General features: G+C 63.9%; 24 protein-coding genes and 1 tRNA gene. 12 read left to right on the top strand and 13 right to left on the bottom strand.

Features of this window, described 5'->3' with window-relative positions; translation table 11 throughout:
• Positions 1-270: 270 nt before the first annotated feature.
• Both ettA and AC1RWI_RS18990 read right to left on the bottom strand, forming a co-directional pair.
• The gene (gene ettA / locus AC1RWI_RS18995; protein WP_043350072.1) at positions 271-1938 is read right to left on the bottom strand and encodes an energy-dependent translational throttle protein EttA; all 1668 of its coding nucleotides are present in this window, start codon (positions 1936-1938) and stop codon (positions 271-273) included.
• 64 nt (positions 1939-2002) lie between these two features.
• Entirely contained in the window at positions 2003-2758 is a 756-nt protein-coding gene (locus AC1RWI_RS18990) for a FadR/GntR family transcriptional regulator (RefSeq protein WP_043352363.1), read from the bottom strand.
• A gap of 325 nt (positions 2759-3083) precedes the next feature.
• Between AC1RWI_RS18990 and AC1RWI_RS18985 the strand changes: the two genes are divergently transcribed.
• The 7 genes from AC1RWI_RS18985 (at position 3084) to AC1RWI_RS18955 (ending at position 10200) form a co-directional block, all read left to right on the top strand.
• A complete protein-coding gene (locus AC1RWI_RS18985) occupies positions 3084-4817 on the top strand; it encodes an IlvD/Edd family dehydratase (protein WP_043350076.1) in 1734 nt (577 codons plus the stop codon).
• Between the two features lie 77 nt (positions 4818-4894).
• Positions 4895-6100, top strand: a complete 1206-nt coding sequence (locus AC1RWI_RS18980) for an ABC transporter ATP-binding protein (protein ID WP_492368635.1) — start codon at positions 4895-4897, stop codon at positions 6098-6100.
• Positions 6097-7419 carry an ABC transporter substrate-binding protein gene (locus AC1RWI_RS18975; protein ID WP_043350079.1) on the top strand — a complete coding sequence of 441 codons (1323 nt, stop codon included), beginning with the start codon at positions 6097-6099 and terminating at the stop codon, positions 7417-7419. The genes AC1RWI_RS18980 and AC1RWI_RS18975 overlap by 4 nt, the downstream gene beginning before the upstream one ends.
• A gap of 89 nt (positions 7420-7508) precedes the next feature.
• Positions 7509-8408 carry a carbohydrate ABC transporter permease gene (locus AC1RWI_RS18970; protein WP_043350082.1) on the top strand — a complete coding sequence of 300 codons (900 nt, stop codon included), beginning with the start codon at positions 7509-7511 and terminating at the stop codon, positions 8406-8408.
• Positions 8405-9292, top strand: coding sequence for a carbohydrate ABC transporter permease (locus AC1RWI_RS18965; RefSeq protein ID WP_043350084.1), 888 nt, complete (start codon positions 8405-8407; stop codon positions 9290-9292). Before AC1RWI_RS18970 ends, AC1RWI_RS18965 begins: the two co-directional genes overlap by 4 nt.
• Positions 9293-9421: 129 nt before the next feature.
• Positions 9422-9646: a hypothetical protein gene (locus AC1RWI_RS18960; RefSeq protein ID WP_043350086.1), complete on the top strand. Its 225-nt coding sequence runs from the start codon at positions 9422-9424 to the stop codon at positions 9644-9646.
• Positions 9647-9705: 59 nt separating this feature from the next.
• Positions 9706-10200, top strand: coding sequence for a M48 metallopeptidase family protein (locus tag AC1RWI_RS18955; RefSeq protein ID WP_043352367.1), 495 nt, complete (start codon positions 9706-9708; stop codon positions 10198-10200).
• A 19-nt stretch (positions 10201-10219) separates the two neighbouring features.
• Here AC1RWI_RS18955 and AC1RWI_RS18950 read toward each other — a convergent pair whose 3' ends face one another.
• Together AC1RWI_RS18950 and AC1RWI_RS18945 are read right to left on the bottom strand one after the other, a co-directional pair.
• On the bottom strand, positions 10220-10597 hold the full coding sequence (locus tag AC1RWI_RS18950) for a tautomerase family protein (RefSeq protein ID WP_052494696.1): 378 nt from the start codon (positions 10595-10597) through the stop codon (positions 10220-10222).
• Positions 10598-10599: 2 nt separating this feature from the next.
• A complete protein-coding gene (locus tag AC1RWI_RS18945) occupies positions 10600-11613 on the bottom strand; it encodes a tripartite tricarboxylate transporter substrate binding protein (protein WP_052494697.1) in 1014 nt (337 codons plus the stop codon).
• A gap of 98 nt (positions 11614-11711) precedes the next feature.
• Between AC1RWI_RS18945 and AC1RWI_RS18940 the strand changes: the two genes are divergently transcribed.
• The 3 genes from AC1RWI_RS18940 (at position 11712) to AC1RWI_RS18930 (ending at position 14419) form a co-directional block, all read left to right on the top strand.
• Positions 11712-12671, top strand: coding sequence for a LysR family transcriptional regulator (locus AC1RWI_RS18940; RefSeq protein ID WP_492868001.1), 960 nt, complete (start codon positions 11712-11714; stop codon positions 12669-12671).
• Positions 12672-12821: 150 nt separating this feature from the next.
• On the top strand, positions 12822-13826 hold the full coding sequence (locus tag AC1RWI_RS18935; RefSeq protein WP_043350091.1) for a polysaccharide deacetylase family protein: 1005 nt from the start codon (positions 12822-12824) through the stop codon (positions 13824-13826).
• 44 nt (positions 13827-13870) lie between these two features.
• Complete coding sequence (locus AC1RWI_RS18930; RefSeq protein WP_043350092.1) at positions 13871-14419, top strand: ester cyclase; 549 nt, start codon at positions 13871-13873, stop codon at positions 14417-14419.
• A 178-nt stretch (positions 14420-14597) separates the two neighbouring features.
• On the opposite strand, the gene AC1RWI_RS18925 is transcribed toward AC1RWI_RS18930, so the two are convergent.
• From AC1RWI_RS18925 to petA, 7 genes are all read right to left on the bottom strand, one after another.
• Entirely contained in the window at positions 14598-15455 is an 858-nt protein-coding gene (locus AC1RWI_RS18925; RefSeq protein ID WP_144409905.1) for an endo alpha-1,4 polygalactosaminidase, read from the bottom strand.
• A 271-nt stretch (positions 15456-15726) separates the two neighbouring features.
• Positions 15727-15802, bottom strand: a tRNA-Thr gene (locus AC1RWI_RS18920).
• A gap of 61 nt (positions 15803-15863) precedes the next feature.
• On the bottom strand, positions 15864-16361 hold the full coding sequence (locus AC1RWI_RS18915; RefSeq protein WP_043350164.1) for a ClpXP protease specificity-enhancing factor: 498 nt from the start codon (positions 16359-16361) through the stop codon (positions 15864-15866).
• Positions 16362-16424: 63 nt separating this feature from the next.
• On the bottom strand, positions 16425-17036 hold the full coding sequence (locus AC1RWI_RS18910) for a glutathione S-transferase N-terminal domain-containing protein (RefSeq protein WP_006159674.1): 612 nt from the start codon (positions 17034-17036) through the stop codon (positions 16425-16427).
• 258 nt (positions 17037-17294) lie between these two features.
• The gene (locus AC1RWI_RS18905) at positions 17295-18038 is read right to left on the bottom strand and encodes a cytochrome c1 (RefSeq protein ID WP_043350170.1); all 744 of its coding nucleotides are present in this window, start codon (positions 18036-18038) and stop codon (positions 17295-17297) included.
• Between the two features lie 37 nt (positions 18039-18075).
• Complete coding sequence (locus AC1RWI_RS18900; RefSeq protein WP_043350174.1) at positions 18076-19479, bottom strand: cytochrome b; 1404 nt, start codon at positions 19477-19479, stop codon at positions 18076-18078.
• Positions 19480-19481: 2 nt separating this feature from the next.
• A complete protein-coding gene (gene petA, locus AC1RWI_RS18895; protein WP_043350175.1) occupies positions 19482-20099 on the bottom strand; it encodes a ubiquinol-cytochrome c reductase iron-sulfur subunit in 618 nt (205 codons plus the stop codon).
• 212 nt (positions 20100-20311) lie between these two features.
• On the opposite strand from petA, the gene mscL reads away from it, so the two are divergent.
• Positions 20312-20743: a large conductance mechanosensitive channel protein MscL gene (mscL, locus tag AC1RWI_RS18890; protein ID WP_043350178.1), complete on the top strand. Its 432-nt coding sequence runs from the start codon at positions 20312-20314 to the stop codon at positions 20741-20743.
• A gap of 60 nt (positions 20744-20803) precedes the next feature.
• Here the strand turns inward: mscL and AC1RWI_RS18885 are convergent, their stop codons facing one another.
• A complete protein-coding gene (locus tag AC1RWI_RS18885) occupies positions 20804-21550 on the bottom strand; it encodes a Nif3-like dinuclear metal center hexameric protein (protein ID WP_043352388.1) in 747 nt (248 codons plus the stop codon).
• 19 nt (positions 21551-21569) lie between these two features.
• On the opposite strand from AC1RWI_RS18885, the gene AC1RWI_RS18880 reads away from it, so the two are divergent.
• Positions 21570-22763, top strand: coding sequence for a Do family serine endopeptidase (locus AC1RWI_RS18880; RefSeq protein WP_043350181.1), 1194 nt, complete (start codon positions 21570-21572; stop codon positions 22761-22763).
• Positions 22764-23250: 487 nt separating this feature from the next.
• Here the strand turns inward: AC1RWI_RS18880 and AC1RWI_RS18875 are convergent, their stop codons facing one another.
• On the bottom strand, positions 23251-24351 hold the full coding sequence (locus AC1RWI_RS18875) for a porin (RefSeq protein WP_043350185.1): 1101 nt from the start codon (positions 24349-24351) through the stop codon (positions 23251-23253).
• Between the last annotated feature and the right edge of the window lie 206 nt (positions 24352-24557).

Raw genomic sequence — 24557 nt, 5'->3', positions numbered from 1 at the left:
TCGCCGGGCGAAAAGAGCGGAAACGAGGAGGCCATGTTTGAGTATCGCCTTAAGGCGATGCGAGTTTGGCCTCCGGCCGCTCTTTTCGTCCGGCGACGAGGAGTCTTTCGCCCCATCCGGGTCGCTTCTTTGCCTACTTTCTTGGCGAGACAAGAAAGTAGGTCGCCTCCCCGCAGGGGAGGTGAAACTGCCTTTGACTTTGCTGTTAAGCAGTGGCAGTTGCAGTTGCAGTTGCAGTCCAAAGACCACAACATCCCCCCCTCTCTCCCCTTACCGAACAATAGGCTTATACCGAATCCGCTTAGGCTTAGCCCCCTCCTCACCCAGACGTCGCTTCTTATCCGCCTCATACTCCTGATAGTTGCCAGGGAAGAACTCCACATGCGACTCGCCTTCGAAGGCAAGAATGTGGGTGGCGATCCGGTCCAGGAACCAGCGATCGTGGGAGATCACCATCACGCACCCGGCGAACTCCAGCAGCGCGTCTTCCAGCGCGCGCAGCGTTTCCACGTCGAGGTCGTTCGACGGTTCGTCGAGCAGCAGCACATTGCCGCCGGAGATCAGCGTCTTGGCCAGGTGCAGGCGCCCGCGCTCGCCGCCCGAGAGCGTGCCCACGTGCTTTTGCTGGTCCGAGCCCTTGAAGTTGAAGCGCCCGATGTAAGCACGCGACGGCGTCTCATAGCGGCCGACCGTCAGCACGTCGGCGCCGCCGGAGATCTCTTCGAACACGGTCTTGCTGCCGTCGAGTGCATCGCGGCTCTGGTCCACGTAGGCCATCTTCACGGTCGGGCCGACCTTGATTTCGCCGCTGTCCGGCTGTTCCTTGCCGGTGAGCATGCGGAAGAAGGTCGACTTGCCCGCGCCATTGGGGCCGATGATGCCAACGATGGCGCCAGGCGGCACCTTGAAGCTGAGGTCGTCGATCAGCAGGCGGTCGCCGTAGGCCTTGCTCACGCCGTTGAACTCGATCACCTCGTTGCCCAGGCGCTCACCCGCGGGGATGAAGATTTCCTGGGTTTCGTTGCGCTTCTGGTATTCCTGGCTGTTCAGTTCGTCAAAGCGCGCGAGACGTGCCTTGGACTTGGCCTGGCGCCCCTTGGGGTTCTGCCGCACCCATTCCAGCTCCTTGTTCAGCGCTTTCTGGCGCGCCGACTCGGTCGACTCTTCCTGCTTCAGGCGAGCTTCCTTCTGATCCAGCCACGAGCTGTAGTTGCCCTTCCAGGGAATGCCGTGGCCACGGTCCAGTTCCAGTATCCATTCCGCGGCGTTGTCGAGGAAGTAGCGATCGTGGGTCACCGCCACTACGGTGCCGGGGAAGCGCGTGAGGAATTGCTCCAGCCATTCCACCGATTCCGCATCCAGGTGGTTGGTGGGTTCGTCGAGCAGCAGCATATCGGGGCGCGACAGCAGCAGGCGGCATAGCGCCACGCGGCGCTTCTCGCCACCGGACAGGTTCCCCACCTTGGCATCCCAGGCCGGCAGGCGCAGCGCATCAGCCGCGATCTCCAGCTGCAGCTCGGCGTTGTTGCCGTCGCTGGCCGCCAGGATGGCTTCGTATTTGGCCTGGTCCGCTGCCAGCGCGTCGAAATCCGCGTCCGGCTCGGCATAGGCCGCATAGATCTCGTCGAGCTTCTTGCGGGCTTCGAACACGCCGCCCAGCGCGGCTTCCACCGACTCGCGCACGGTTTGCTCGGGATCGAGCTGCGGCTCCTGCGGCAGGTAGCCAATGTTCAGGTTGGGCATGGGCGTGGCTTCGCCCTCGATTTCCTTGTCGAGGCCAGCCATGATCTTCAGGACGGTCGACTTGCCCGAGCCGTTCAGGCCCAGCACGCCGATCTTGGCGCCCGGGAAGAAGGACAGGGAAATGTCCTTGAGAATGTGACGCTTGGGCGGGACGATCTTGCCCACGCGGTTCATGGTGAAAACGTACTGTGCCATGCGGATCCGGGTGAAATTGGGGGGAATCGGCCAAGTGTAGCAAAGCCGGTCCGCACAAGGCCCGTCAGGACGCCCCTGAGGACGCCTTCCTGGCGCCCGGCGTGCCGGCAGTACGCTTGCGCGCACGGGTCAGGCTGGATGTCAGGCGGCGGTAAGCAATATCCATATGCCGCTGCATGACCGCGCGCGCGCGCTCCGGATCCTTGCCGCGCAGCGCCGCCAGGACTTCGCGATGCTCGGCGATGGCCTGGGCCCAGACCTCGGGCGTCTCGAAGTGGCTGTTCAACTGATCGAACAGCGGCCCGAGGCGCAAGTCGAAGAGCCGGCGCACCACGCCCACCAGCACGCTGTTGCCGGTGGCTTGCGCCACCCGCACATGGAACAAGCGATCCGCATCGATCGGCTTGATGCCGGCGGCGGCTTCGGCGGCCATCTGCGCGATGGCTTGCTCGATGGCATCGAACTGGGCCTTGCGCCCGCTCCTGGCGGCCAGCGCAGCGACCTCACCCTCCACCAGCGCACGCGCGCGAATCAGTTCGAGCGGCCCTTCCTCGCCGGACAGGTCGAAGCCCGCGTCGGCGGATGACGGCGGCTCGCACACATAGATGCCGGAGCCCATCCGCACTTCGATATAGCCCTCGACCTCGAGCGCGATCAACGCCTCGCGCAGCGATGGGCGGCTCACGCCGAGCTGCACCGACAAATCCCGCTCCGCCGGCAGGCGCGAGCCCACCGGAAATTCGCCGGCCTGGATCAGCGTGCGCAACTGGGCGCTGATCTGGCGGTATAGGCGTTGCGGTTCGATCGAATGGATAGGCATGTGCAGCCCGAGCGTCTGGCGGAATTGGTTTGACCATTTGTCCAGCCGGCTGGAGTCTAGGCAGCGCGCCAGCGAATGTCCAGGCGGATTCATCGCGCGCCGCAGCATGCGCGGCGGCATCGGTAAAGACCACTAATTGGTAATACCAGTTTACCTGTCCAGACTCGTGAACTAGACTCCGCTCACTCGGCATGCATGCGGCAAGGCAGTGCAATCAGTCGTGGGCATCCGTATCTGCAGCGCACAATAAAGCGGGCATCAGCACACGTAGCGCCTACGCGCCAGCCGTCGCTGCGCGGCCCCCGCAAAGACGCAGGAGACCCGAGTGAACGACGACAAGCCGACGCCCCCCACGCGCCGCAGCCAGGCCTGGTTTGGCCGCCTCGACCGCGATGGCTTCCTCTATCGCTCGTGGCTCAAGAACCGCGGCATCCCTCACGACCAGTTCGATGGCCGTCCGGTCATCGGCATCTGCAACACCTACTCCGAGCTCACGCCCTGCAACTCGCATTTCCGCACACTGGCCGAACAGGTCAAGATCGGCGTGTGGGAAGCCGGCGGCTTTCCGCTCGAGTTCCCGGTGATGTCGCTGGGCGAGACCATGCTGCGCCCCACCGCCATGCTGTTTCGCAACCTGGCGAGCATGGACGTGGAAGAATCGATTCGCGGCAACCCGATCGATGGCGTGGTGCTGCTGATGGGCTGCGACAAGACCACGCCAGCGCTGATGATGGGCGCGGCCTCGTGCGACCTGCCCACCATCGGCGTCTCCGGCGGCCCCATGCTGAGCGGCAAGTTCCGCGGCGGCGAACTGGGCTCCGGCACCGATGTGTGGAAGATGTCGGAGCAAGTGCGGGCCGGCCAGATGTCGCAGGAGGACTTCTTCGAGGCCGAGAGCTGCATGCACCGATCGCACGGCCACTGCATGACGATGGGCACCGCGTCGACCATGGCCAGCATGGTGGAAGCGTTGGGCATGAGCCTGCCCGGCAACGCGGCGATTCCCGCCGTGGATGGCCGCCGCAATGTGCTGGCGCGCGCGTCGGGGCGCCGCATCGTGGAGATGGTGAAAGACAACCTGGTGATGTCGAAGATCCTGACCCGCGATGCGTTCGAGAACGCCATCCGCGTCAACGCGGCCATCGGCGGCTCGACCAACGCCGTGATCCACCTGCTGGCCATCGCCGGGCGCATCGGCGTCGAACTCAAGCTGGAAGACTGGGATGCGCTGGGCCACGAGCTGCCGTGCCTGCTCGACCTGCAGCCGTCCGGGCGCCACCTGATGGAGGATTTCTATTACGCGGGCGGCCTGCCCGCGGTGATCCGCGAACTGGAGTCGGTGCTTGCGCGCGACGCACTCACCGTCAACGGCAAGACGTTGTGGGACAACTGCAAGGACGCGCCCAACTGGAACCGCGAAGTCATCCACGCCTTCGGCGCGCCCTTCAAGGCCAACGCCGGCATTGCTGTGCTGCGCGGCAACCTGTGCCCCGATGGCGCGGTGATCAAGCCGTCGGCCGCCACGCCGGCGCTGCTCAAGCACACCGGCCGCGCGGTGGTGTTCGAGAACAGCGAGCACATGCATCAGCGGCTCGACGATGAATCGCTCGACGTCGACGAGACCTGCGTGCTGGTGCTGAAGAACTGCGGCCCGCGTGGCTACCCCGGCATGGCCGAAGCCGGCAATATGCCGTTGCCGCCCAAGGTGCTGCGCAAGGGCATCACCGACATGGTCCGCGTGTCGGATGCGCGCATGAGCGGCACGGCTTACGGCACGGTGGTGCTGCACGTGGCGCCCGAAGCCGCGGCCGGCGGCCCGCTGGCGCTGGTGAAGGACGGCGACATGGTGGAACTCGATGTGCCCATGCGCAAGCTGCACCTGCATGTCGATGAAGCGGAGCTGCAGCGCCGCCGCGCCGCGTGGCAGGCGCCCGCGCTGCCGATGGCGCGCGGCTGGACGCGCCTGTATGTCGAGCACGTGCAGCAAGCCAACCTGGGCGCCGACATGGATTTCCTGGTGGGCAAGAGCGGCGCCGCGGTGCCCAAGGACAACCACTGAGGCACGCTGGCGCCCCACGAATCACCACGGCAATCCAATCCAATCGCGGCGAACTGCCGCCCCCGGCATGAACGGGCATGAATGGGCACGAACGGCTCACGGAGACACCACGCATGGCATCGGTCCAGATTCGCGGCATCCAGAAATACTTCGGCAGCACGCAGGTGATCCGCGGCGTGGACATCGATATTGCCGATGGCCAGTTCACCGTGCTGGTGGGGCCGTCGGGCTGCGGCAAGTCCACGCTGCTGCGCATGATCGCCGGGCTGGAGGAGATCACCACCGGCGAGATCGCCATCGGCAACCGCGTGGTCAACCGCCTGCCGCCAAAGGAGCGCGATATCGCCATGGTGTTCCAGAACTATGCGCTCTACCCGCATATGACGGTCTACGACAACATGGCCTTCTCGCTCAAGCTCGCCAAGGGCGACAAGGAAGAGATCAAGCGGAAAGTGGCCAAGGCATCCGCCATCCTCGGCCTGGACAGTTTGCTGGAGCGTTACCCGCGCCAGCTCTCGGGCGGCCAGCGCCAGCGCGTGGCCATGGGCCGCGCCATCGTGCGCGATCCGCAGGTGTTCCTGTTCGACGAGCCGCTCTCCAACCTGGACGCCAAGCTGCGCGTGCAGATGCGCGCGGAGATCAAGGAGCTGCACCAGCGCCTGCGCACCACCTCCGTCTACGTCACGCACGACCAGATCGAAGCCATGACCATGGCCGACCAGATCGTGGTGATGCGTGACGGCCGCGTGGAGCAGCGCGGCAAGCCGCTGGCGCTCTACGATCATCCCGACAACCTCTTCGTGGCCGGCTTTATCGGCTCCCCGGCGATGAACTTCGTGCCTGGCGTGCTGCGCCGCAGTGGCGGCGATGCCGCGGTCGAGTTTCCCGACGGCACGCGCCTGCCGGCGCCCGCGCGCTTCGATGCCACCGCCGGCACCGACGGCCAGCGCGTGATCTACGGCGTGCGGCCCGAGCACCTGACCCTGGGCATGCCGGGCCAGGGCCTGCAAACGCGCGTGTCGGTGGTCGAACCCACCGGCGCCAACACCGAGATCTATTCCCGCTTCTGCGAGGCGGAATTCATCTCGATCTTCCGCGAGCGCCATGACTTCGCCGCGGGCGACATCCTGAACCTGGTGCCCGACCACCAGCACACACATCTGTTCGATGCCGACTCGGGCCAGACGCTGTTGCAGCGTGGACCGGCGGCGGCGGACGATCCGGGAAGCAGGCATGACCAGCACGGGGCGCAGCCCCTGACCACGGAGGAGACAAAGCAATGAGCACACCGAGCAACTTCACGAGACGCGATTTCCTGGTGTCCACGGCGGCCGTTGCCGCCACCACGGCGATCGGCGGCCATGCCTTCGCCGCGCCGGCTGCACTGCAATACAAGCCGGAAGCCGGCGCCAAGCTGCGCGTGCTGCGCTGGAAGCGTTTCGTGCAGGGCGATGAAGACCTGTGGAACGCCAACACGAAGAAGTTCACCGAGCTGACCGGCGTCGAGGTACGCGTCGACAACGAAGGCTGGGAAGACGTGCGGCCCAAGGCCGCCGTCGCGGCCAGCGTCGGCAGCGGGCCGGACGTCATCGTTGGCTGGTTCGATGACCCGCAGCAGTACCCTGAAAAGCTGGTCGACCTGACCGACCTGGCCACCTACCTGGGCGGCAAATACGGCGGCTGGTACGACGTGTGCCGCAAGTACGGCACGCACAACGGCAAGTGGATCGGCCTGCCGCTGGGCGTGGTCGGCAACGCGCTGGTCTATCGCGAGAGCCACATCAGGGCAGCGGGGTTCGACACCGTGCCCAAGGACCTCCCCGGCTTCCTCAAGCTGTGCCAGGGCCTCAAGGCCAAGAACACGCCGTGCGGCTTCGCGCTCGGCAAGGCCGTGGGCGACGGCAACAACTGGGCACACTGGCTGCTGTGGTCGCACGGCGGCATGCTGGTCGACACCAAGGGCAAGGTCGTGGTCAACTCGCCCGAGACGTGGGCCGCGCTGGAATATGCCAGGCAGCTCTACGCCACCTTCGTGCCCGGCACGCTGTCGTGGCAAGACCCGTCCAACAACAAGGCCTTCCTCGACGGCCAGATCAGCCTGACCGCCAATGGCATCTCGGTCTACTACGCAGCCAAGAATTCGAAGGAGCCCAAGCTGCAGGAAATGGCGCGCGACATCCAGCACGCGCACTTCCCCATCGGCACGCCCGGCAGGCCCACCGAGCTGATGCAGATCACGCAGATGATGCTGTTCAGGTATTCCAAGTTCCCGAACGCAGCCAAGGCCTACCTGCAGTTCATGATGGAGCCGGAGCAGTACAACCCGTGGATGGAAGCCGCCATCGGTTACGTCAGCCAGCCGCTCAAGGCCTATGAGGCCAATCCGATCTGGACGGCCGACCCCAAGCACACCGTCTATCGCGATTCCGCCGGGCTGATGCTCGACAACGGCCACGCCGGGCCGCTGGGCACGGCCTCGGCCGCAGCCATGGCGGACTACATCGTGGTCGACATGGTGGCCGAAGCGGCCAGCGGCTCCAAGACACCTAAGGAAGCGGCGGCGCGCGCGGCGGAGCGGGCGCAGCGGTACTACAAGGCCTAGTGACCAACGCCGAAAGCGAGATGAGGGCGCCGCGGCGGCGCCGCGCCCTCCGAGCCGAACCCTGCGAGGTGAGCCATGCGAGGTGAACCATGATTTCCCGCCTGCTGAACAACCGCCATGCGCTGGGGCTGCTGTTCATGCTGCCCACCGCGCTATTGCTGCTGGTTTTCCTGACGTACCCGCTCGGCCTTGGCGTATGGCTCGGCTTCACCAACACCAAGATCGGCGGCACCGGAGAATGGATCGGCCTGTCCAACTACAGCTACCTGGCAGGCGACTCGCTGACGCAACTGGCACTGTTCAATACGATCTTCTACACCGTGGTGGCCAGCGTGGTGAAATTCGCGCTAGGCCTGTGGCTGGCGCTGCTGCTCAACAAGAACCTGCCATTCAAGTCCTTTTTTCGCGCTATCGTGCTGCTGCCATGGATCGTGCCGACCGCGCTGTCGGCACTGGCATTCTGGTGGATCTACGACGCGCAGTTCTCCATCATCAGCTGGACACTGGTCAAGCTAGGGCTGATCGATCGCTATATCGACTTCCTGGGCGACCCATGGCTGGCGCGCTTCTCTACCATCGCGGCCAATGTCTGGCGCGGCATTCCCTTTGTCGCCATCTCCTTGCTGGCTGGCTTGCAGACGATCTCGCCCACGTTGTACGAGGCCGCGTCCATCGACGGCGTCACGCCATGGCAGCAGTTCCGCTATGTCACGCTGCCGCTGCTGACGCCGATCATCGCCGTGGTGATGACCTTCTCGGTGCTGTTTACGTTCACCGACTTCCAGCTGATCTATGTGCTCACGCGCGGCGGCCCGCTCAACGCCACGCACCTGATGGCCACGCTGTCGTTCCAGCGCGCGATTCCCGGCGGCTCGCTGGGCGAAGGCGCGGCGATCGCCACCATGATGGTGCCCTTCCTGCTGGCCGCCATCCTGTTTTCATACTTCGGCCTGCAGCGGCGCGGCTGGCAACAGGGAGGCGACAAATGAAAGCGACGGCCGCAGCGCAGCAGCAGGACACGGCGCAGGGGATGGATTACCTGCAATCGATGCCGCGTCGCTGGGTGACCATCTACATCCCGCTAGGCATCTTCGTCTTCGTGCTGCTGTTCCCCTTCTACTGGATGGCGATCACTGCCTTCAAGCCCGACGGCGAACTCCTGATGCGCAGCGCCAACCCGTTCTGGGTGATGGCGCCCACGTTCGCCCACTTCAAGAAGCTGCTGTTCGACACCCCCTACCCGGAGTGGCTGCTCAATACCGTGATCGTCTCGACGATCTCCACCTTTGCCTCGCTGGCCGCCAGCGTGCTGGCCGCGTACGCCATCGAGCGGCTGCGCTTCCAGGGCGCGAAGCAGGTGGGCCTGGCCGTCTTCCTGGCCTACCTGATCCCGCCCTCGATCCTGTTCATCCCCCTGGCATCGATCGTGTTCCAGCTCGGCCTGTTCGATACGCGCTGGGCGCTGATCCTCACCTACCCCACCTTCCTGATCCCGTTCTGCACCTGGCTGCTGATGGGCTACTTCCGCTCCATCCCCTACGAGCTGGAAGAGTGCGCGCTGATCGACGGCGCCACGCGCTGGGAGATCCTGGTCAAGATCATCCTGCCGCTGGCCGTGCCGGGGCTGATCTCGGCCGGCATCTTCGCCTTCACGCTGTCCTGGAACGAGTTCATTTACGCGCTGACCTTCATCTCCTCGTCGGAGGTGAAGACGGTGCCGGTGGGGATCGTCACCGAACTGATTGAAGGCGACGTCTACCACTGGGGCGCGCTGATGGCGGGGGCCTTGCTGGGCTCGCTGCCGGTGGCGCTGGTGTACTCGTTCTTTGTGGAGTACTACGTGTCGGGCATGACGGGCGCGGTGAAGGAATAGACGCATGGCGGCAGCCAGCACGCGTGGGGCCTCGGCAGGCTAAAATGCAAGGCTATCCTGCCGTGAGCCTGCGCGCCCGGCAGTGTTGCATTCGAATCACTCTGCCCACTCTGCCGCCAGCCCGACCCCATGAGCAAACCCGCCCGCACCCTCACCTTCAAGTGCAAGAAGTGCACCAAGCCCGTCACGCTATTCCTGCAGAAGGTGTCCGCCTGTTCGCACATCACGCCGTACCAGGGTTTTTGCAAGTGCGGTGAAATGGTGCGCCACGCCACCGGCGACAAGGACGCCGTGGAGTCCTTCGTCAGCTCGGTCGACGGCAGCTGGGCCCACCATCACCACCATCACCATTGAGCACCCGTAGCACCCCCGCCCCCACCAGCGAGACCTGGCGCCCCGGCGTCAAGGATCCGCTGCGCTTTCTCGCCGCGTATCCCGACGGCGTGCTCGACCAGGTGCGCCAGATGGTGGCCGCCAATCGCCTGGGCGAGCACCTGGCAAAAAAATATCCCGCTCGGCACACCGTGCAGACCGATCGCGCGCTGTACGACTTCACCGCCGAGCTGAAGCAGGAATTCCTGCGCACCGCACCGCCGATCCACAAGGTCGCGTTCGACGCCAAGATCGACGTGGTCCATCGCGCGCTCGGGCTGCACACCGCCATCTCGCGCGTGCAAGGCGGCAAGCTCAAGGCCAAGAAGGAAATCCGCGTGGCGTCGCTGTTCAAGGAAGCACCGCCCGAGTTCCTGCGCATGATCGTGGTGCACGAACTCGCCCACCTGAAGGAGAGCGATCACAACAAGGCGTTCTACCGCCTGTGCGAATACATGGAGCCGGCGTACCACCAGCTGGAGTTCGACACGCGCCTGTTTTTGGCGTGGCGCGAACTGGAGCCGGCGCAGGGCTAGCCCCCTCTCGTCTCAAGCCTCACGCGGCGCCCGGGCTCACCACCACTGTCTTCCCATACGTCCCCTGAGCCGCCAGGCGATGCAGCACGCAAACCTGCACGTTGCCGGCAAAAGCGGCCTGCCTGACAGCTGCCGCCGTATGCGCCAGCACAACCGCGGCCATGGCGGCCTGCACTGGCTCAGGACGCGCGTTGGTCATCACGAGGTGCGTCACGATGAAGCCGGCTTCGGGGTCGTCACCGGTCAGCGCCACTTCCGCCACCAGCAAGCGGCTCTTGAGATCGGCCAGTTGCGCGTAACCGTGGCCGGCGAGCTCGCGGTGCACGCCGGCGAACACCTGCGCGAAATCAATCCTGTCGGCGAGTTGCCGTGTGGTTTCCGTAATCAGGTGCGGCATGATCAGTCCGGTTTCACCGAGGCGGAGGATACGGCGCGGGTCCAGCTCGTTTGCGCCTGCGACAGGAACTGGCGAAAGCCTGCAGGATCGAGCGGCCGGGCTTCCACGCCAAGCGCCAGCAGGCGTTCCTGCATCTGCTTGTCGGCAAGCACCGCATTCAGCTCGCGATTGAGCCGCTCGAGGATATCGCCCGGCAGCTTGCCCGGCGCCATGATTCCGTACCACGGCGCCGCATCGAAATCGCGTACGCCCTGCTCGCGCATGGTGGGCACGCCCGGCAGCAAGGCGGAGCGCCGCGCGCCGGTCTGTGCCAGCGGCACCACCGTGCCGGCCTTGATATGCGGCATCAGCAGCACGGGGCTGTCGAACATCAGCGCAATCTGCCCGCCCAGCAAATCGTTGATGGCCGGGCCCGACCCCTTGTAGGGTGAGTGCAGCAGGCGCGCACCGGTCGCCTGCGAGAACATCGCACCGATGATGTGCTGGGGCGTGCCGTTGCCCGCCGAGCCGTAGGCGATGGTGTCAGGCGCCGCGACCGACGCGCGCACCAGAGCGGGCACGGCATCGAAGCGCTGGCCGCGCGTGCCGGCCACCAGGATGAATGGCACCGTGCCGATCAGGCCTACGCCGGCCAGGTCCTTCGCCGGGTCGTAGGGCAGCGCCGGATACAGCGCCTTGCCGACCGAGACCGGCCCGACCGCGCCGAGCAACAAGGTATAGCCATCGGCCGGCGCCTTGCTGACATAGTCGCTGCCGATGGTGCCGCCCGCGCCGGGCCGGTTCTCCACCACCACGGATTGCTTCAGGCGGACCTGCAGTTCTTTCCCGATCAGGCGGGCGAGAGAGTCGGTGGTGGCGCCGGGCGCATACGGCACCACCAAGCGGATCGGGCGATCCGGATAGGCAGCGCTGGCGGCTGGCGCGAACGCCAGGCAGAGCGCGGCGGCTGCGAGCACGGGCGATAAAAAGGCGGGCAGCCGGCGGTTGCGCCGGTTGGCGCTGGAATGGCATGACATGGGGGTCTCCTAGTGTTTTCCATGTTGTGCGTGCATTCCAGCAGTTACGACATGCTCTGTAAAATGATGAATCGATTTTTAATTCATCACGGCAAATTATGAGATCAACGGCCACGCCCGAAGCCATGGACCTTCGCCTGGTCCGCAGCTTCATGGCCGTCGCCCGCCATGGCAGCGTGACCGCCGCGGCCGGTTCGCTGGGCCTGACACAGCCGGCCTTGTCACAGCACCTGCGCATCTTTGCGCAGAGCCTGGGGGTGCCGCTGTTCGGGCGCGTGGGCCGCCAGCTGGAACTGACCGATGCGGGCAGGCAACTGGTGCTCGCGCTCGAACCCGTGCTCGATCAACTCGAACGGGTCATCGTATCCGCAGCCTCCCAGCACGGCGCGGTGGAAGGCACGCTGCGCATCGGCGCCACCCATACCTATCTTTCCGCGCTGGTCATGCCGGCCGCGCAAGCGCTGGTCGATGCGCATCCGGGGCTGGATATCCAGGTGTTCGAGTTTGCCGCCGCCGAGGTCGACCGCTCCCTGCTCGACGGACAGATCGACCTTGGCCTGGCGTTCGCGAAGGATGCGCCAAAACGCATCGAACAGGTGCCGCTGTTCTCGGAAACGCTTGCCTTGATCGCACCCGCACACAAGCTGCCGCGCGAGCAGGAAACCGTGACCCTGGCGCAACTGGGAGCGCTGCCCCTGGCACTGCTGCCCGAGCGCTTCGCCATGCGCCGGCAGATCGACGCGGCCACGCAGGCCGCGGGCATCATGCTGCGCCCCCGGCTGGAAGGCCCCAGCGTGGAAGCCTTGCTGCGCGCCGTGCTCGGCGGGCGCCTGTACACCATCGCCAGCCCGCTGGCACTGCATATCGCCGGCACGCGGCGCAGCGGCAGCTTCGCCAGGCTGGCCTACGCGCCGCTCACGCATCCCGGCTTTGGCCGCACGGCCGCACTGCACCGGCGCCGCGGCCGGCCGGATAGCCCCGCCGCCACAGCCTTCATGGATACGTTGGGAAAGGTGATCCGGGACGCCGCCGGCAGCGGGTATCTCATACCTGGCTGACACGCCTGATGCCATCACCCATCGCTTCGCACTGCACGCCGATTAACAAACAGCATTTGAAATTGATAGATTCGGATAGATATTTATCAACCTCTGTTTGAATCATAAAGTCTGTACTCACGCAACCGCCGCAAGGCAAGGAAACCGAACATGAGTACAAACCACCCCCTCAGACCGACGGCGCGCGCGCCGCGCAATCCGCGCCGCGACTTCCTGGGCAGCGCAGCTGTACTCACCGCCGCGCTGCCCCTGGCCGCGGCTACAGCGGGCGCCGCCACCACGCCACCCAGCCAGGCGCACCCGCAAGCTCGCGCCGGCCGCACCCGGTTCTGGCCGGATGGCGCGCAACTCGTCATCTCCATCTCGATGCAGTTCGAAGCCGGTGCCCAGCCCGAGCGCGGCGCCAGCGGCCCCTTCCCTCCGCTCGACCCCAAGTATCCCGACTACCCTCTGCAGTCCTGGTACACCTACGGCGTGCGCGAAGGCATTCCGCGCCTGCTGGACCTGTGGGACCGCACCGGCATCAAGGTGACCTCGCATATGGTGGGGCAGGCGGTCGAGCGCCATCCCGAACTGGCTCGTGAAATCGTCGCGCGCGGGCACGAAGCCTCGGGCCATGGCCAGACCTGGGAGCCGCAATACAGCATGAGTGCCGAAGTGGAACGCGCCAGTTACGTGCAGAGCATCGACACCATCCAGCGCGCCACCGGCACGCGGCCCCTCGGCTTCAACGCCTTCTGGATGCGAGGCTCGCCCAATACGCTGCCGATTCTGCAGTCGCTCGGTTTCCTCTATCACATCGACGACCTCAGCCGCGACGAGCCATCCGTGCTGCAAGTAGGCGGCAAGCCGTTCGCCGTGGTGCCCTACACCGTGCGCAACAACGACATCGTGCGCTTCGACTCGCCATCGACCACGGCCGAAGACCTGCTCGGCGAGCTGAAGGCGGAGTTCGATGTGCTCTACGCGGAAGGCGCCCACCGCCGCCGCATGATGTCCATCAGCACGCACGACCGCATCTCAGGTTCCCCGGCACGCGTGCGGGCGCTCGACGCATTTATCCGCTATGCCCAGGGCCATGCCGGCGTGACCTTCATGCGCAAGGACGACATCGCCCGCTTCGCGCTCGGCGCGAGCGGCGTGCCGGCGGCATAAGCCAGGGCAAAACCACGAACATACAGAACGAGTTACAAGCCGACATGAACAATGCAAGCCTCACACCAGTACGCGCATTCGTAGCCGCCCTCGGCATCGCCCTGTTGCCGCTATCGCAAAGCGCCGCCGCTGCCGGCGACGAACTGGTCCATCCGCAGCACCTGGCCCAGGGCGCCGAACAGCCATCCGCGGCACCCGCGCTTCTCGCCGCCCGCCGCTACGCCACCTTCTGGCACACCGGCGACGAACGCTACGCCACGCTCGCGCTCGCCCCGGACTTCATCGACCGCACGCTGCCGCCCGGCCGCGAGCAAGGCCTGCGCGGCCCGTTGCAGGCCTCCAGTGGATTCCGCGCCGCGGTACCGGATCTCAGCGCGGAAATGGAAGACGTAGTCATCGCCGGCGACCGGGTCGCGGTCCACCTGCGCTTTCGCGGCCACTTCACCGGGCAGTTCGGCGACAGCAAGGGCCAGGGCCAGCAGATCGACTTCCAGGCCTTCGACCTGTACCGGGTGGCAAACGGCAAGATCGTGGAGAACTGGCATCTGGAGGACAACCTGGGCCTGCTCAGGCAGATGGGGGTGAGCAAGTAGGTGTTGGGCCGCAACATGCGCGGTGCTTGGCGGTACGACTTCGCCACCATGCAGTCGGGCACGAGGCCGCTGCCGATCTCGTCGCGCTCGTTCACCGCGGTCCATCGCGCGCCACTGTCGGGCTCCCAGGCCAGGGAGGGACCGGCCCAGCGCCGTCTATTCTTCGTGGCCGCTCAGATCAATCGCAAGCGTAGCGGAACGCGTCATCCAGGTTTAGCGGGAGCACCAGAGTACGAAGGTGCGCTGCCTGGGCCGAAGCGCACAGCGCGGCACGCGTCGAGGCTGTCTTGTACTTCGACGCGTACTCCACGTTGAACACTGCCTTGCCCTGCGTCGTGAACGGCTTGTAGCTCGCGCACTCGTTGTATTGGAAGCACTGCTCGTTCACTGCGAAATCAAAGTCAGTCGCCAGCTGCGAGACCTGGTCCACATCATTCTTCAGGCCCACCGCCAGCCCGCGCGCATGCGCCTCAGCTGCGAGAAAGCGGTTGTAGTCCAGCTGCGTGGTCGCCGTCAGCGGAAAACCCGGTTTATTGGTATAGCCATCCACGTTGTCCGGGTCCACGCCATCACAGCCCTTGGACTTCGCCAGATCCATGCGCGCCTGCATGATCTGGCGCACGTTGGCCGAGCGCGTATCGAGCCAACGCTCGCCCGCCCAGCCCGACAACGCGTTGCCCATATCCGCCGCGGCAAACTGCTTGAAATCCGGCCGCCAGTTCTCCGAGCTACCCGCCGAGAAATAGCAGAGCACACGCTTGCCCTGCGCCTTCAGCGCATTGATGGTCGCCTGCGGCGTATCCACCAGGTCGATGTCGAAGACCTGCGCCGGATAACTCGTGTTGACCGTACCCGTCAGCTGCAATTGCCATGTATCGGCTGCCGTCGGCATCCAGCGCGAGACTGCCAGCGTTTGCGCCGACGGCGCCAGGGTCGCGGCCGACGCATTCACCGCCGACACGGACTTGACGGAAGCATCCGACTCCGCCGACGAGCCATCGCCTCCGCAGGCCGACAGACAGGCGAACGAGGCCACCCATGCCATACGTGCAAGCTTCCGATTCACGGATGTGTTCCTTTTGGTTTGCCGCGCTTGGGGTGATGAAACCGGGAGAGCCAGGGCTCTGTAAGGGTTGTCGGCTGGTGTGGGTAGACCTTGAAGGGTTTCGCGACAGGGCTAAGGTATTCGGGTTGGATGACGGGCGCAAGACGGGCGCGGGAACCGTTGTATTCGAGACAGCGCGAAAGGTGTCCGGCCCAAAAAAACAAAACGGGCTACGCAATTCGCGTAGCCCGTTCTTGAATGCTGGTGCCGGCTGCAGGACTCGAACCCGCCACCTGATGATTACAAATCAACTGCTCTACCTGATGAGCTAAGCCGGCATGTTTGGTGCAGACCGCGATTCTACTGCATGCGGCGCAAATTGACGATGCCTTCCTGTGCTTACTTCACGACCTTCAGCGAAGGTTTCCTGGCGCCAATGCGGGACACGGGCGGCGGCGTGGGTTCGTCGTCGCCGTTGTGGTCTTCATTGGCTTCCGCGGTGACCAACGGCTCGCTTTCGACCGAGGACAGCTTGGGCGGCGGGTTGTTCTCGCGCTCGGTTGCTGCCTGGGTTTCGGGCACGCTGCGTTCCACGGGAAAGGCCATGCCTTGGCCGTTTTCGCGCGCATAGATGGCGAGCACGTTCTCGATGGGCACGTCGATCTTGCGCGAGATGCCGCCAAAGCGGGCGCTGAAGCCGATCCACTCGTTGCCCATGTCCAGGCCGCTGGTGGCGTCGAAGCTGACGTTGAGCACGATTTCGTTGTTCTTGACGAACTCGCGCGGCACGCTGGTGTTGGCGTCGACGAAAACGGCGATGTACGGCGTGAAGCCGTTATCCGTGCACCACTCGTAGATGGCGCGGATCAGGTAGGGCTTGGTGGAGGTTTCAGGCATTGTGCTTCCAGTGGCGCAGTCCGGCGGCCCGGCGCGAGCTTGTCGCGTCGGGCCAAAGCCGGTTTAGCGGCGCATCACCTTTTCAGACGGGGTGAGCGCTTCGATGTAGGCCGGGCGGCTGAAGATGCGTTCGGCGTACTTGAGCAGCGGCGCGGCGTTCTTCGACAGTTCGATGCCATAGTGGTCCAGGCGCCACAGCAGCGGGGCGATGGCAACGTCGAGCATCGAGAATTCTTCGCCAAGCATGTACTTGTTCTTGACGAAAATCGGCGCGAGCTGGGTCAGGCGGTCGCGGATGGCGGAGCGAGCGCGCTCGTGGTTCTTCTCGGCGGCCTTGCCCTTTTCATTTTCGAGGGCGTAGACGTGCGTGAAGAGTTCCTTTTCGAAGTTGAACAGGAACAGGCGGGCGCGGGCGCGCTGCACCGGGTCGGCCGGCATCAGCTGCGGGTGCGGGAAGCGCTCGTCGATGTACTCGTTGATGATGTTCGACTCGTACAGGATCAGGTCGCGCTCGACCAGGATGGGCACCTGGCCGTAGGGGTTCATCACCGAAATGTCTTCCGGCTTGTTGAACAGGTCGACGTCACGGATCTCGAAATCCATGCCCTTTTCGAACAGGACGAGGCGGCAACGTTGGGAGAACGGGCAGGTGGTGCCCGAATACAACACCATCATGGTTGGATTCCTTTGATGCGGGGTCGATTGACTGGATCGGTATTCTGGCAGAACCGATATAGAGAAAGCAAATTAGAGATTCATGAAGCACATTTAAGTGCATTCGATGCGCATTAAAGGGGGCTTTGAGGCACATTTATGCGACATTGCACCTGCAGCCCATAAAGAAAAAGGGCCGGTGCGGGGTTGTTCTGCACAACACCCGCCCCAGCCCTTCTCCCCATCGGACCCGCAGGTCTTCCGGGGTTTTACCGCGTTTTACTTGATGTCTTTCCAGTACGAAGCGTTCAGGCGCCAGGCGAAGACGGTGAACACGCCGAGGAACATCAGCACCCAGACGCCCAGGCGCTTGCGCTGGTTCTGCGCGGGTTCCGCCATCCAGTCCAGGAAGCCAACCAGGTCGCTCGTGGCCTGGTCGTACTCTAGCGTGCTCATCTTGCCCGGGGTGATCTGCTCGAAGCCGGCGAACTTGTGCACCTTCTCGCCGTGCTCTTCCACCTCGACGAACTTGGCGGCGCGCTGCCCTTGCAGCTCCCACAGCACGTGCGGCATGCCGACGCTCGGGAACACCAGGTTGTTCCAGCCCGTGGCACGGTTGTCGTCACGGTAGAAGGTACGCAGGTAGGTGTACAGCCAGTCGTCGCCGCGGGCGCGGGCGATCACCGACAGGTCCGGCGGCGTGGCGCCAAAGAACGCCTTGGCATCCTTCGGCGGCATGGCGATGGTCATCATGTCGCCCACCTTCTCGCCGGAGAACAGCAGGTTCTCGCGGATCTGGTCGTCGGTCAGGCCGATGTCCTTGAGGCGGTTGTACCGCATCATGGACGCGCCGTGGCAATTCAGGCAGTAGTTGACGAACAGCTTGGCGCCGCGCTGCAGCGAGGAAAGATCGCTCGTTTGCACGGGCGCCGGCTCAAGGGGGTAACCCCCTTCGTTGGCCATGGCGGGCGCGGCGGCAAAGCAGGCGCCGGCCAGCGCGAGAATCGAAAGCAGCTTTTTCATCTTTTGTCCTTGTGCTCTTGTCGGGGTACGTCCGGGCTCAGTGCGGGTGGAACGTGACACGTTCCGGCACTTGCTTGAACTGGCCGACGCGGCTCCACAGCGGCATGGTCAGGAAGAAGGCGAAGTACAGCAGGGTTCCCAACTGCGACACCTTTTCACCCACCGGCGACGGAGGCTGTACGCCAAGGTAGCCCAGCACGACGAACACCACCACGAACACGGCGAGAATGCTCTTGTGGAAGGACGGGCGATAGCGGATGGACTTCACCGGCGAGTGGTCCAGCCACGGCAGGAAGAACAGGATCACGACCGAGCCGCCCATCACCAGCACGCCCCAGAACTTGGCGTCGATGAAGTAGAAACCGACGGCCAGGATCACGGCGATGGCAAGCGCGCCAACCTTGATGCGGGCGTCCTTGCTACGCAGGAACACCAGGCCAAGCAGCACCGCGAAGAACACCCACAGGATCGGCAGGAAGTTCGAGGTGGTGGCACGCAGCATCGAGTAGAACGGCGTGAAGTACCAGACCGGCGCGATGTGCGGCGGGGTCTTGAGCGGATCGGCCGGGACGAAGTTGTTCGACTCCAGGAAGTAACCGCCCATCTCCGGGAAGAAGAAGATCACCGCGGAGAAGATCATCAGGAAGCCGCCCACGCCCATCAGGTCGTGCACCGAGTAGTACGGGTGGAAGGGGATGCCATCCAGCGGCACGCCGTTCTCGTCCTTCTTGGCCTTGATCTCGACGCCGTCCGGGTTGTTCGAGCCCACTTCGTGCAGCGCGATGATGTGCGCGACCACCAGGCCCAGCAGCACCAGCGGCACGGCGATGACGTGGAAGGAGAAGAAGCGGTTCAGGGTCGCGTCGCTCACGACGTAGTCGCCGCGGATGAACAGCGACAGGTCACCGCCGATCACGGGGATGGCCGAGAACAGGTTCACGATCACCTGCGCGCCCCAGTACGACATCTGGCCCCAGGGCAGCAGGTAGCCCATGAAGGCCTCTGCCATCAGGCACAGGAAGATCAGGCAGCCGAAGACCCAGACCAGCTCACGCGGCTTGCGGTACGAACCGTACAGCAGGCCACGGAACATATGCAGGTACACCACCACGAAGAAGGCCGAGGCGCCGGTGGAGTGCATGTAGCGCACCAGCCAGCCCCAGGGTACCTCGCGCATGATGTATTCCACGCTGGCGTAAGCCACGGGAATGCCAGCGGCGTTGAGCGTGCCGTCCGGCTTGTAGTTCATCACCAGGAAGATGCCGGTGACGATCTGGATGACCAGGACCAGCAGGGCGAGCGAGCCGAAGAAGTACCAGAAGTTGAAGTTCTTCGGTGCGTAGTACTTGGAAAGATGATCTTCCCAGAGTTGGGTTGCGGGGAAGCGTGCGTCGATCCAGCCAAGCAGGCCGGTCGTCTTTACTTGTTTTTCGGCCGCCATGGTCAAGCGTCTCCTTTTTCATCCTTGCCGATCACGATCTTGGTGTCGGACAGGAACTGGTACGGGGGTACGTCGAGGTTTTGCGGAGCCGGCTTGTTCTTGAACACGCGGCCAGCGAGGTCGAACGTCGAGCCGTGGCAGGGGCAGAGGAAACCGGGATCGGAGCCGAGCTGGGGATTGGAGCCGGGGACAAAGGGGCCAGAGGGCGAGCAGCCCAGGTGGGAGCAGATGCCCACCACGACCAGCAGATCCTTGTGTTCTGCGCGGGAACGCGTTTCGTTCTTGCAGTACTCGGGCGTCTTCATGGTGAAGGGAACGTCCGAGTTGGGGTCGGCGACTTCGGCATCGGTCTTCTTCAGCGACGCGAGCATTTCCTCGGTACGCTTCAGGATCCAGACTGGTTTGCCACGCCATTCAACGGTCATCATCTCGCCTGATTTCAGAGCGCTGATGTCGGCTTCTACCGGGGCTCCGGCGGCCTTTGCCTTCTCTGACGGCGCAAACGTACTGACGAACGGAACCGCTACCGCCACGCCTCCGATGCCGCCAGCGACTGACGTCGCAATCAACCAATTGCGGCGACCCTTATCCACGTTCTTCACGTTTTGCTGGTCACTCATTCCAAACCCCAGGGGATGTCAAATTAGATTTTGCGTCAACCGTAAATTGTACCTTAGGCACATGTGGCATTGAAAGGCGCACGGTGATTGCGCGACGTACGATAATCGGCCACAAATAGGGCGATGTGGCCTGTACGCTTGCGTTACAGGCGGTGATGGGGCAGGCTTTTATCCTGACAACCGTTCAACGAAAGCAACACTGGGAGAAGAGCATGGGGATGATGTCGGAGTTCAAGGCCTTCGCGATGCGGGGCAATGTGATCGACCTGGCAGTCGGTGTGATTATCGGCGCCGCGTTCGGCAAGATTGTCGATTCCGTGGTGAATGACCTGATCATGCCAGTGGTGGGCCGCATTATCGGCAAACTCGACTTCTCCAACCTTTTCGTGGTGCTGTCCGAGCCGCCGGCGGGCGTGCCGCACACGCTCGACGCCCTTAGGAAAGCCGGCATTCCCGTATTCGCCTATGGGAATTTCCTGACTATTCTGGTCAATTTCATCATTCTGGCTTTCATCATCTTCATGATGGTGCGCGCCATCATGAAGATGCGCGCCGCCGAACCGCCGCCGGCACCGGCTGCCACGCCCGAGGACGTGGTGCTGCTGCGCGAGATCCGCGACAGCCTGAAGGCACGCCAGCCCTGAAGCAATGCCAGGCGCGGCCCGGCCACCACGCCGGGCTCGCGGCACCAGATCAGCCGGAAATCAAACCGGGTTGGGAATATCGATAAAGGTATGGCGCAGGCCGAATTGCTGCGCCAGGTGTTCACCGAGCGACTGGATGCCATAGCGCTCGGTGGCGTGATGCCCCGCAGCCAGGTAGGCCACGCCGCTCTCACGCGCCAGATGGGTGGTCTGCTCCGAAACCTCGCCGCTCAGGTAAGCATCCACGCCGGCTGCCACCGCCGCGTCGAAGTAGCCCTGGGCACCTCCGGTGCACCAGCCCACGGTGCGGATCATCTGCTCAGGATCGCCGATGGCAAGCGGCTCGCGGTTGAGCACACCGCCCACATGGGCGGCCAGCGCTGCTAGCGGCATGGATTGCGGCAAGGTGCCGGTCCAGCCAAGCTGGCCGTCGCCGAAGCGCCCGGTGGGGGTGAAGCCGAGCTGCAATCCAAGCTGGGCGTTGTTGCCGAACTCGGGATGGTCGTCGAGCGGCAGGTGATAGGCGAGCAGGTTCACGTCGGCGCCCAGAAGCCGCTTCAAACGCGCGTGCTTTTGCCCGATCACGCGGGCGTCCTCGTTTTTCCAGAAATAGCCGTGATGGACCAGGATGGCATCGGCGCCGGCCTCGATCGCGGCTTCGACCAGGGCCAGGCTTGCGGTCACGCCGGTGGCGATGTGCTCTACCTCGGGGCGGCCTTGCACTTGCCATCCGTTCGGGCAATAGTCTTTGTATCGAGGTACTTGAAGCAGGTCGTTCAAGTACAATTCAAGATCTTTTGTTTTCATATTCTGCCCAAAATCCAATATGTTGCGCCGCTTTTGGCTGTTCTTTGCTCAGGCTGTCACCGTTGTGCTGGCAGTGTGGTTCGTCGTGGCCACGCTCAAACCCGAATGGCTGCAGCGTGGCCGGGTGGCCGTGCAATCCGGTTCGCCCATCGTTGCGCTGAAGGAAGTCGTCCCCAATGTGGCCGGCTCCTCCGCGCCGGGCTCATACAGCGAGGCGGCCCAGCAGGCGATGCCGGCGGTGGTCAACATCTTCACCAGCAAGAACGGCAATAAGCAAACGCCCAATCCGCAGGCAGAAGACCCCTGGTTCCGCTTCTTCTTTGGCGATCGCCTGCCGGAGCGGCGGGAGCCGGTGTCGAGCCTTGGCTCGGGCGTCATCGTCAGCGCGGAAGGCTACATTCTAACCAACCACCACGTGGTGGACGGCGCCGACGAAATCGAAGTCGCCCTGACCGATGGCCGCAAGGCCAACGCCAAAGTTGTGGGTTCGGACCCGGAAACCGACCTGGCCGTGCTCAAGATCACACTCAAGGAACTGCCGGCGATCACGCTGGGACGTATCGAGAACGTCAAGGTAGGCGACGTGGTGCTGGCCATCGGAAACCCCTTCGGCGTCGGCCAGACCGTCACCATGGGCATTGTCTCGGCGCTGGGCCGCAGCCACCTGGGCATCAACACCTTCGAGAACTTCATCCAGACCGACGCGGCGATCAACCCGGGCAACTCCGGCGGCGCGCTGGTCGACGCGCAGGGCAATCTGCTGGGCGTCAACACGGCCATTTATTCGCGCTCCGGCGGCTCGCTGGGCATCGGCTTCGCCATTCCGGTGTCCACGGCCAAGCAAGTGATGGAATCCATCATCTCGACCGGCTCCGTGACCCGCGGCTGGATTGGCGTGGAGCCTCAGGACATGACCCCCGAGATCGCCGAGTCGTTCGGCCTCGAGGCCAAGGAAGGCGCGCTGATCGCTGCCGTCGTCCAGGGCGGCCCGGCGGACAAGGCTGGCGTGAAGCCGGGCGACGTGCTGGTTTCGGTGGATGGGCAGAGCATTACCGACACCACCGCCCTGCTCAACGCCATCGCCCAGCTCAAGCCAGGCGCGGAGGCCAGGATGAAGGTTGTGCGCCGTGGCAGGCCGACCGAACTAACGGTGATGATCGGCAAACGGCCACCGCCGCCGCGCCGGGCCCTGCCGCTGGATGAGGAAGAGTAGCCGGCAGCGGGTTGAGCTTTCAGAAGATCCTACCATCCTACCCTGCCATCGCCGCAAGCCGCCCAACCCCGCCCTTTGTGGCGGGGTTTTTTGTTTTAAGGCCTGACGGCGACGCGTATCAAGCCGGGTAAGCGAACCTGGCGTTGCGCTACGAGCGCCCGGAAAGGACATCCTGCCAAGTCGCCGGGCATGGGAGAGCGCCCAGGGAGCGCGGCACTACTGGCCGGAAGGTGGTGGCAACGGCGAATCCGAACACCCCGGGCCTCGCCATGCGCGGGGATGCGGGGAAATGCACGAGAGGTTCATGCGCACCGCTTATGTGACATCGAGGCAGTGCACCGTGACTAACCAGCGCCGGGCTTCATCCGAGATCCCTCATTGCACGCCATCCTCGATACGGCGCGCACAAAACAAAATGCCGACATCCTTGCGGATGTCGGCATTTTGCATTCAAGCCAATCTAAAGCGGGCTTGCGCCCGCATTAAATTAGAACTTGTGGCGGATACCAACGGTAGCGCCGAACTGGTTCGCGCCTTGCTGCACGTTGGTCGTGCTGGAGGTGTTGAAACCGTCCACGCCCAGCGACGAGCCGTTCTTGTTCTTCACGTACGACAGCGAGGTGTACAGGTCGGTACGCTTCGACAGAGCGTAGTCAGCCGTAGCGACGAATTGCCACGGATCTGCGCTCGTTTGACGGAAGTCTTGATAGTACACAGCGCCGGTCAGCGAGAACGCCGGGGTCAGCTGGTAACCCAGGCCAGCCCAGTACACGCTCGAAGCCGAGTTCGTCAATGCCGTCGACACGCCAGCGGCGTTCAGGGCCGATGCGCCAACCAGGCTTGCGCCGTTGAAGGCGTGAGCGTAACGGTAGCCAGCGTACACCTTGGCCGGGCCGAATGCGTACGTACCAGCAACGCTGGCGCGGCGGATCAGAGCCGCGTTTGCGGCGTCAGCACCAGTGTTGTTCGTCTGGTCATAGAAAGCACCAACCGAGAACGGGCCTGCTGCGTAGCTTGCGCTCACGCTGTATTCGCGGCCACTGCGGAACTGACCAGCAACTTCTTGGCCGTTGTTGGTGAAGCTGTACAGACCAGCGACGGTCAGGCCGCCGAACGTGCCGACGTACTTGACGGCGTTGTCAGCACGCTGAGCGAATTCAGCTGCGGTCGAGGTGATCGAGTAGCGAGTCGAAATCGCCATCGGATCGTAGGCCAGGCCGAAGTCATACATCAGGGTCTGTTGACGACCCAGGGTGACCGTGCCCCATTGGTTCTGCAGGCCAACGTATGCATTACGATTGAACAGGCGGCTGGAGTCAGCTTGACCGCCGGTGTCGGTGTTGAAGCCGCTTTCCAGGACGAAAATGCCCTTCAGGCCGCCACCCAGATCTTCCACGCCACGCAGGCCCCAACGCGAACCCGATTGGTTGCCCGACGTCATGCGGTACAGGTTGTCACCGGCTGCGTTAGCCTTGTTGTTGTACGAAATACCAGCGTCAACCACGCCGTACAGGGTCACGCTCGATTGGGCATACGCACCACCAGCGGCCAGGGCAGCTACAGCGGCTGCAAACAGTTTCATCTTCATATCGACACTTTCCTTGTCAACTGATTGGGAAATCTTGGCTTGCCCAAGTGCTTGGGCGACGCATTTACCTTCACGTCTGCTGCGTATTATGGGTCAGCGCCCCCGGCCGCTAGAAGGCTTTTTCATCGTTAACCATGGTTACGGACACATTTTGTTGTGATGTCGCAACAGCATAGACGACGTTTTTCACCATTTTGGTGCAAAAG

The sequence above is a fragment of the Cupriavidus sp. MPR-AND1C genome (genome assembly GCF_058809705.1).
Note: the sequence above shows the minus strand (reverse complement) of the source record. Positions and strands in the feature narration are given on the sequence as shown.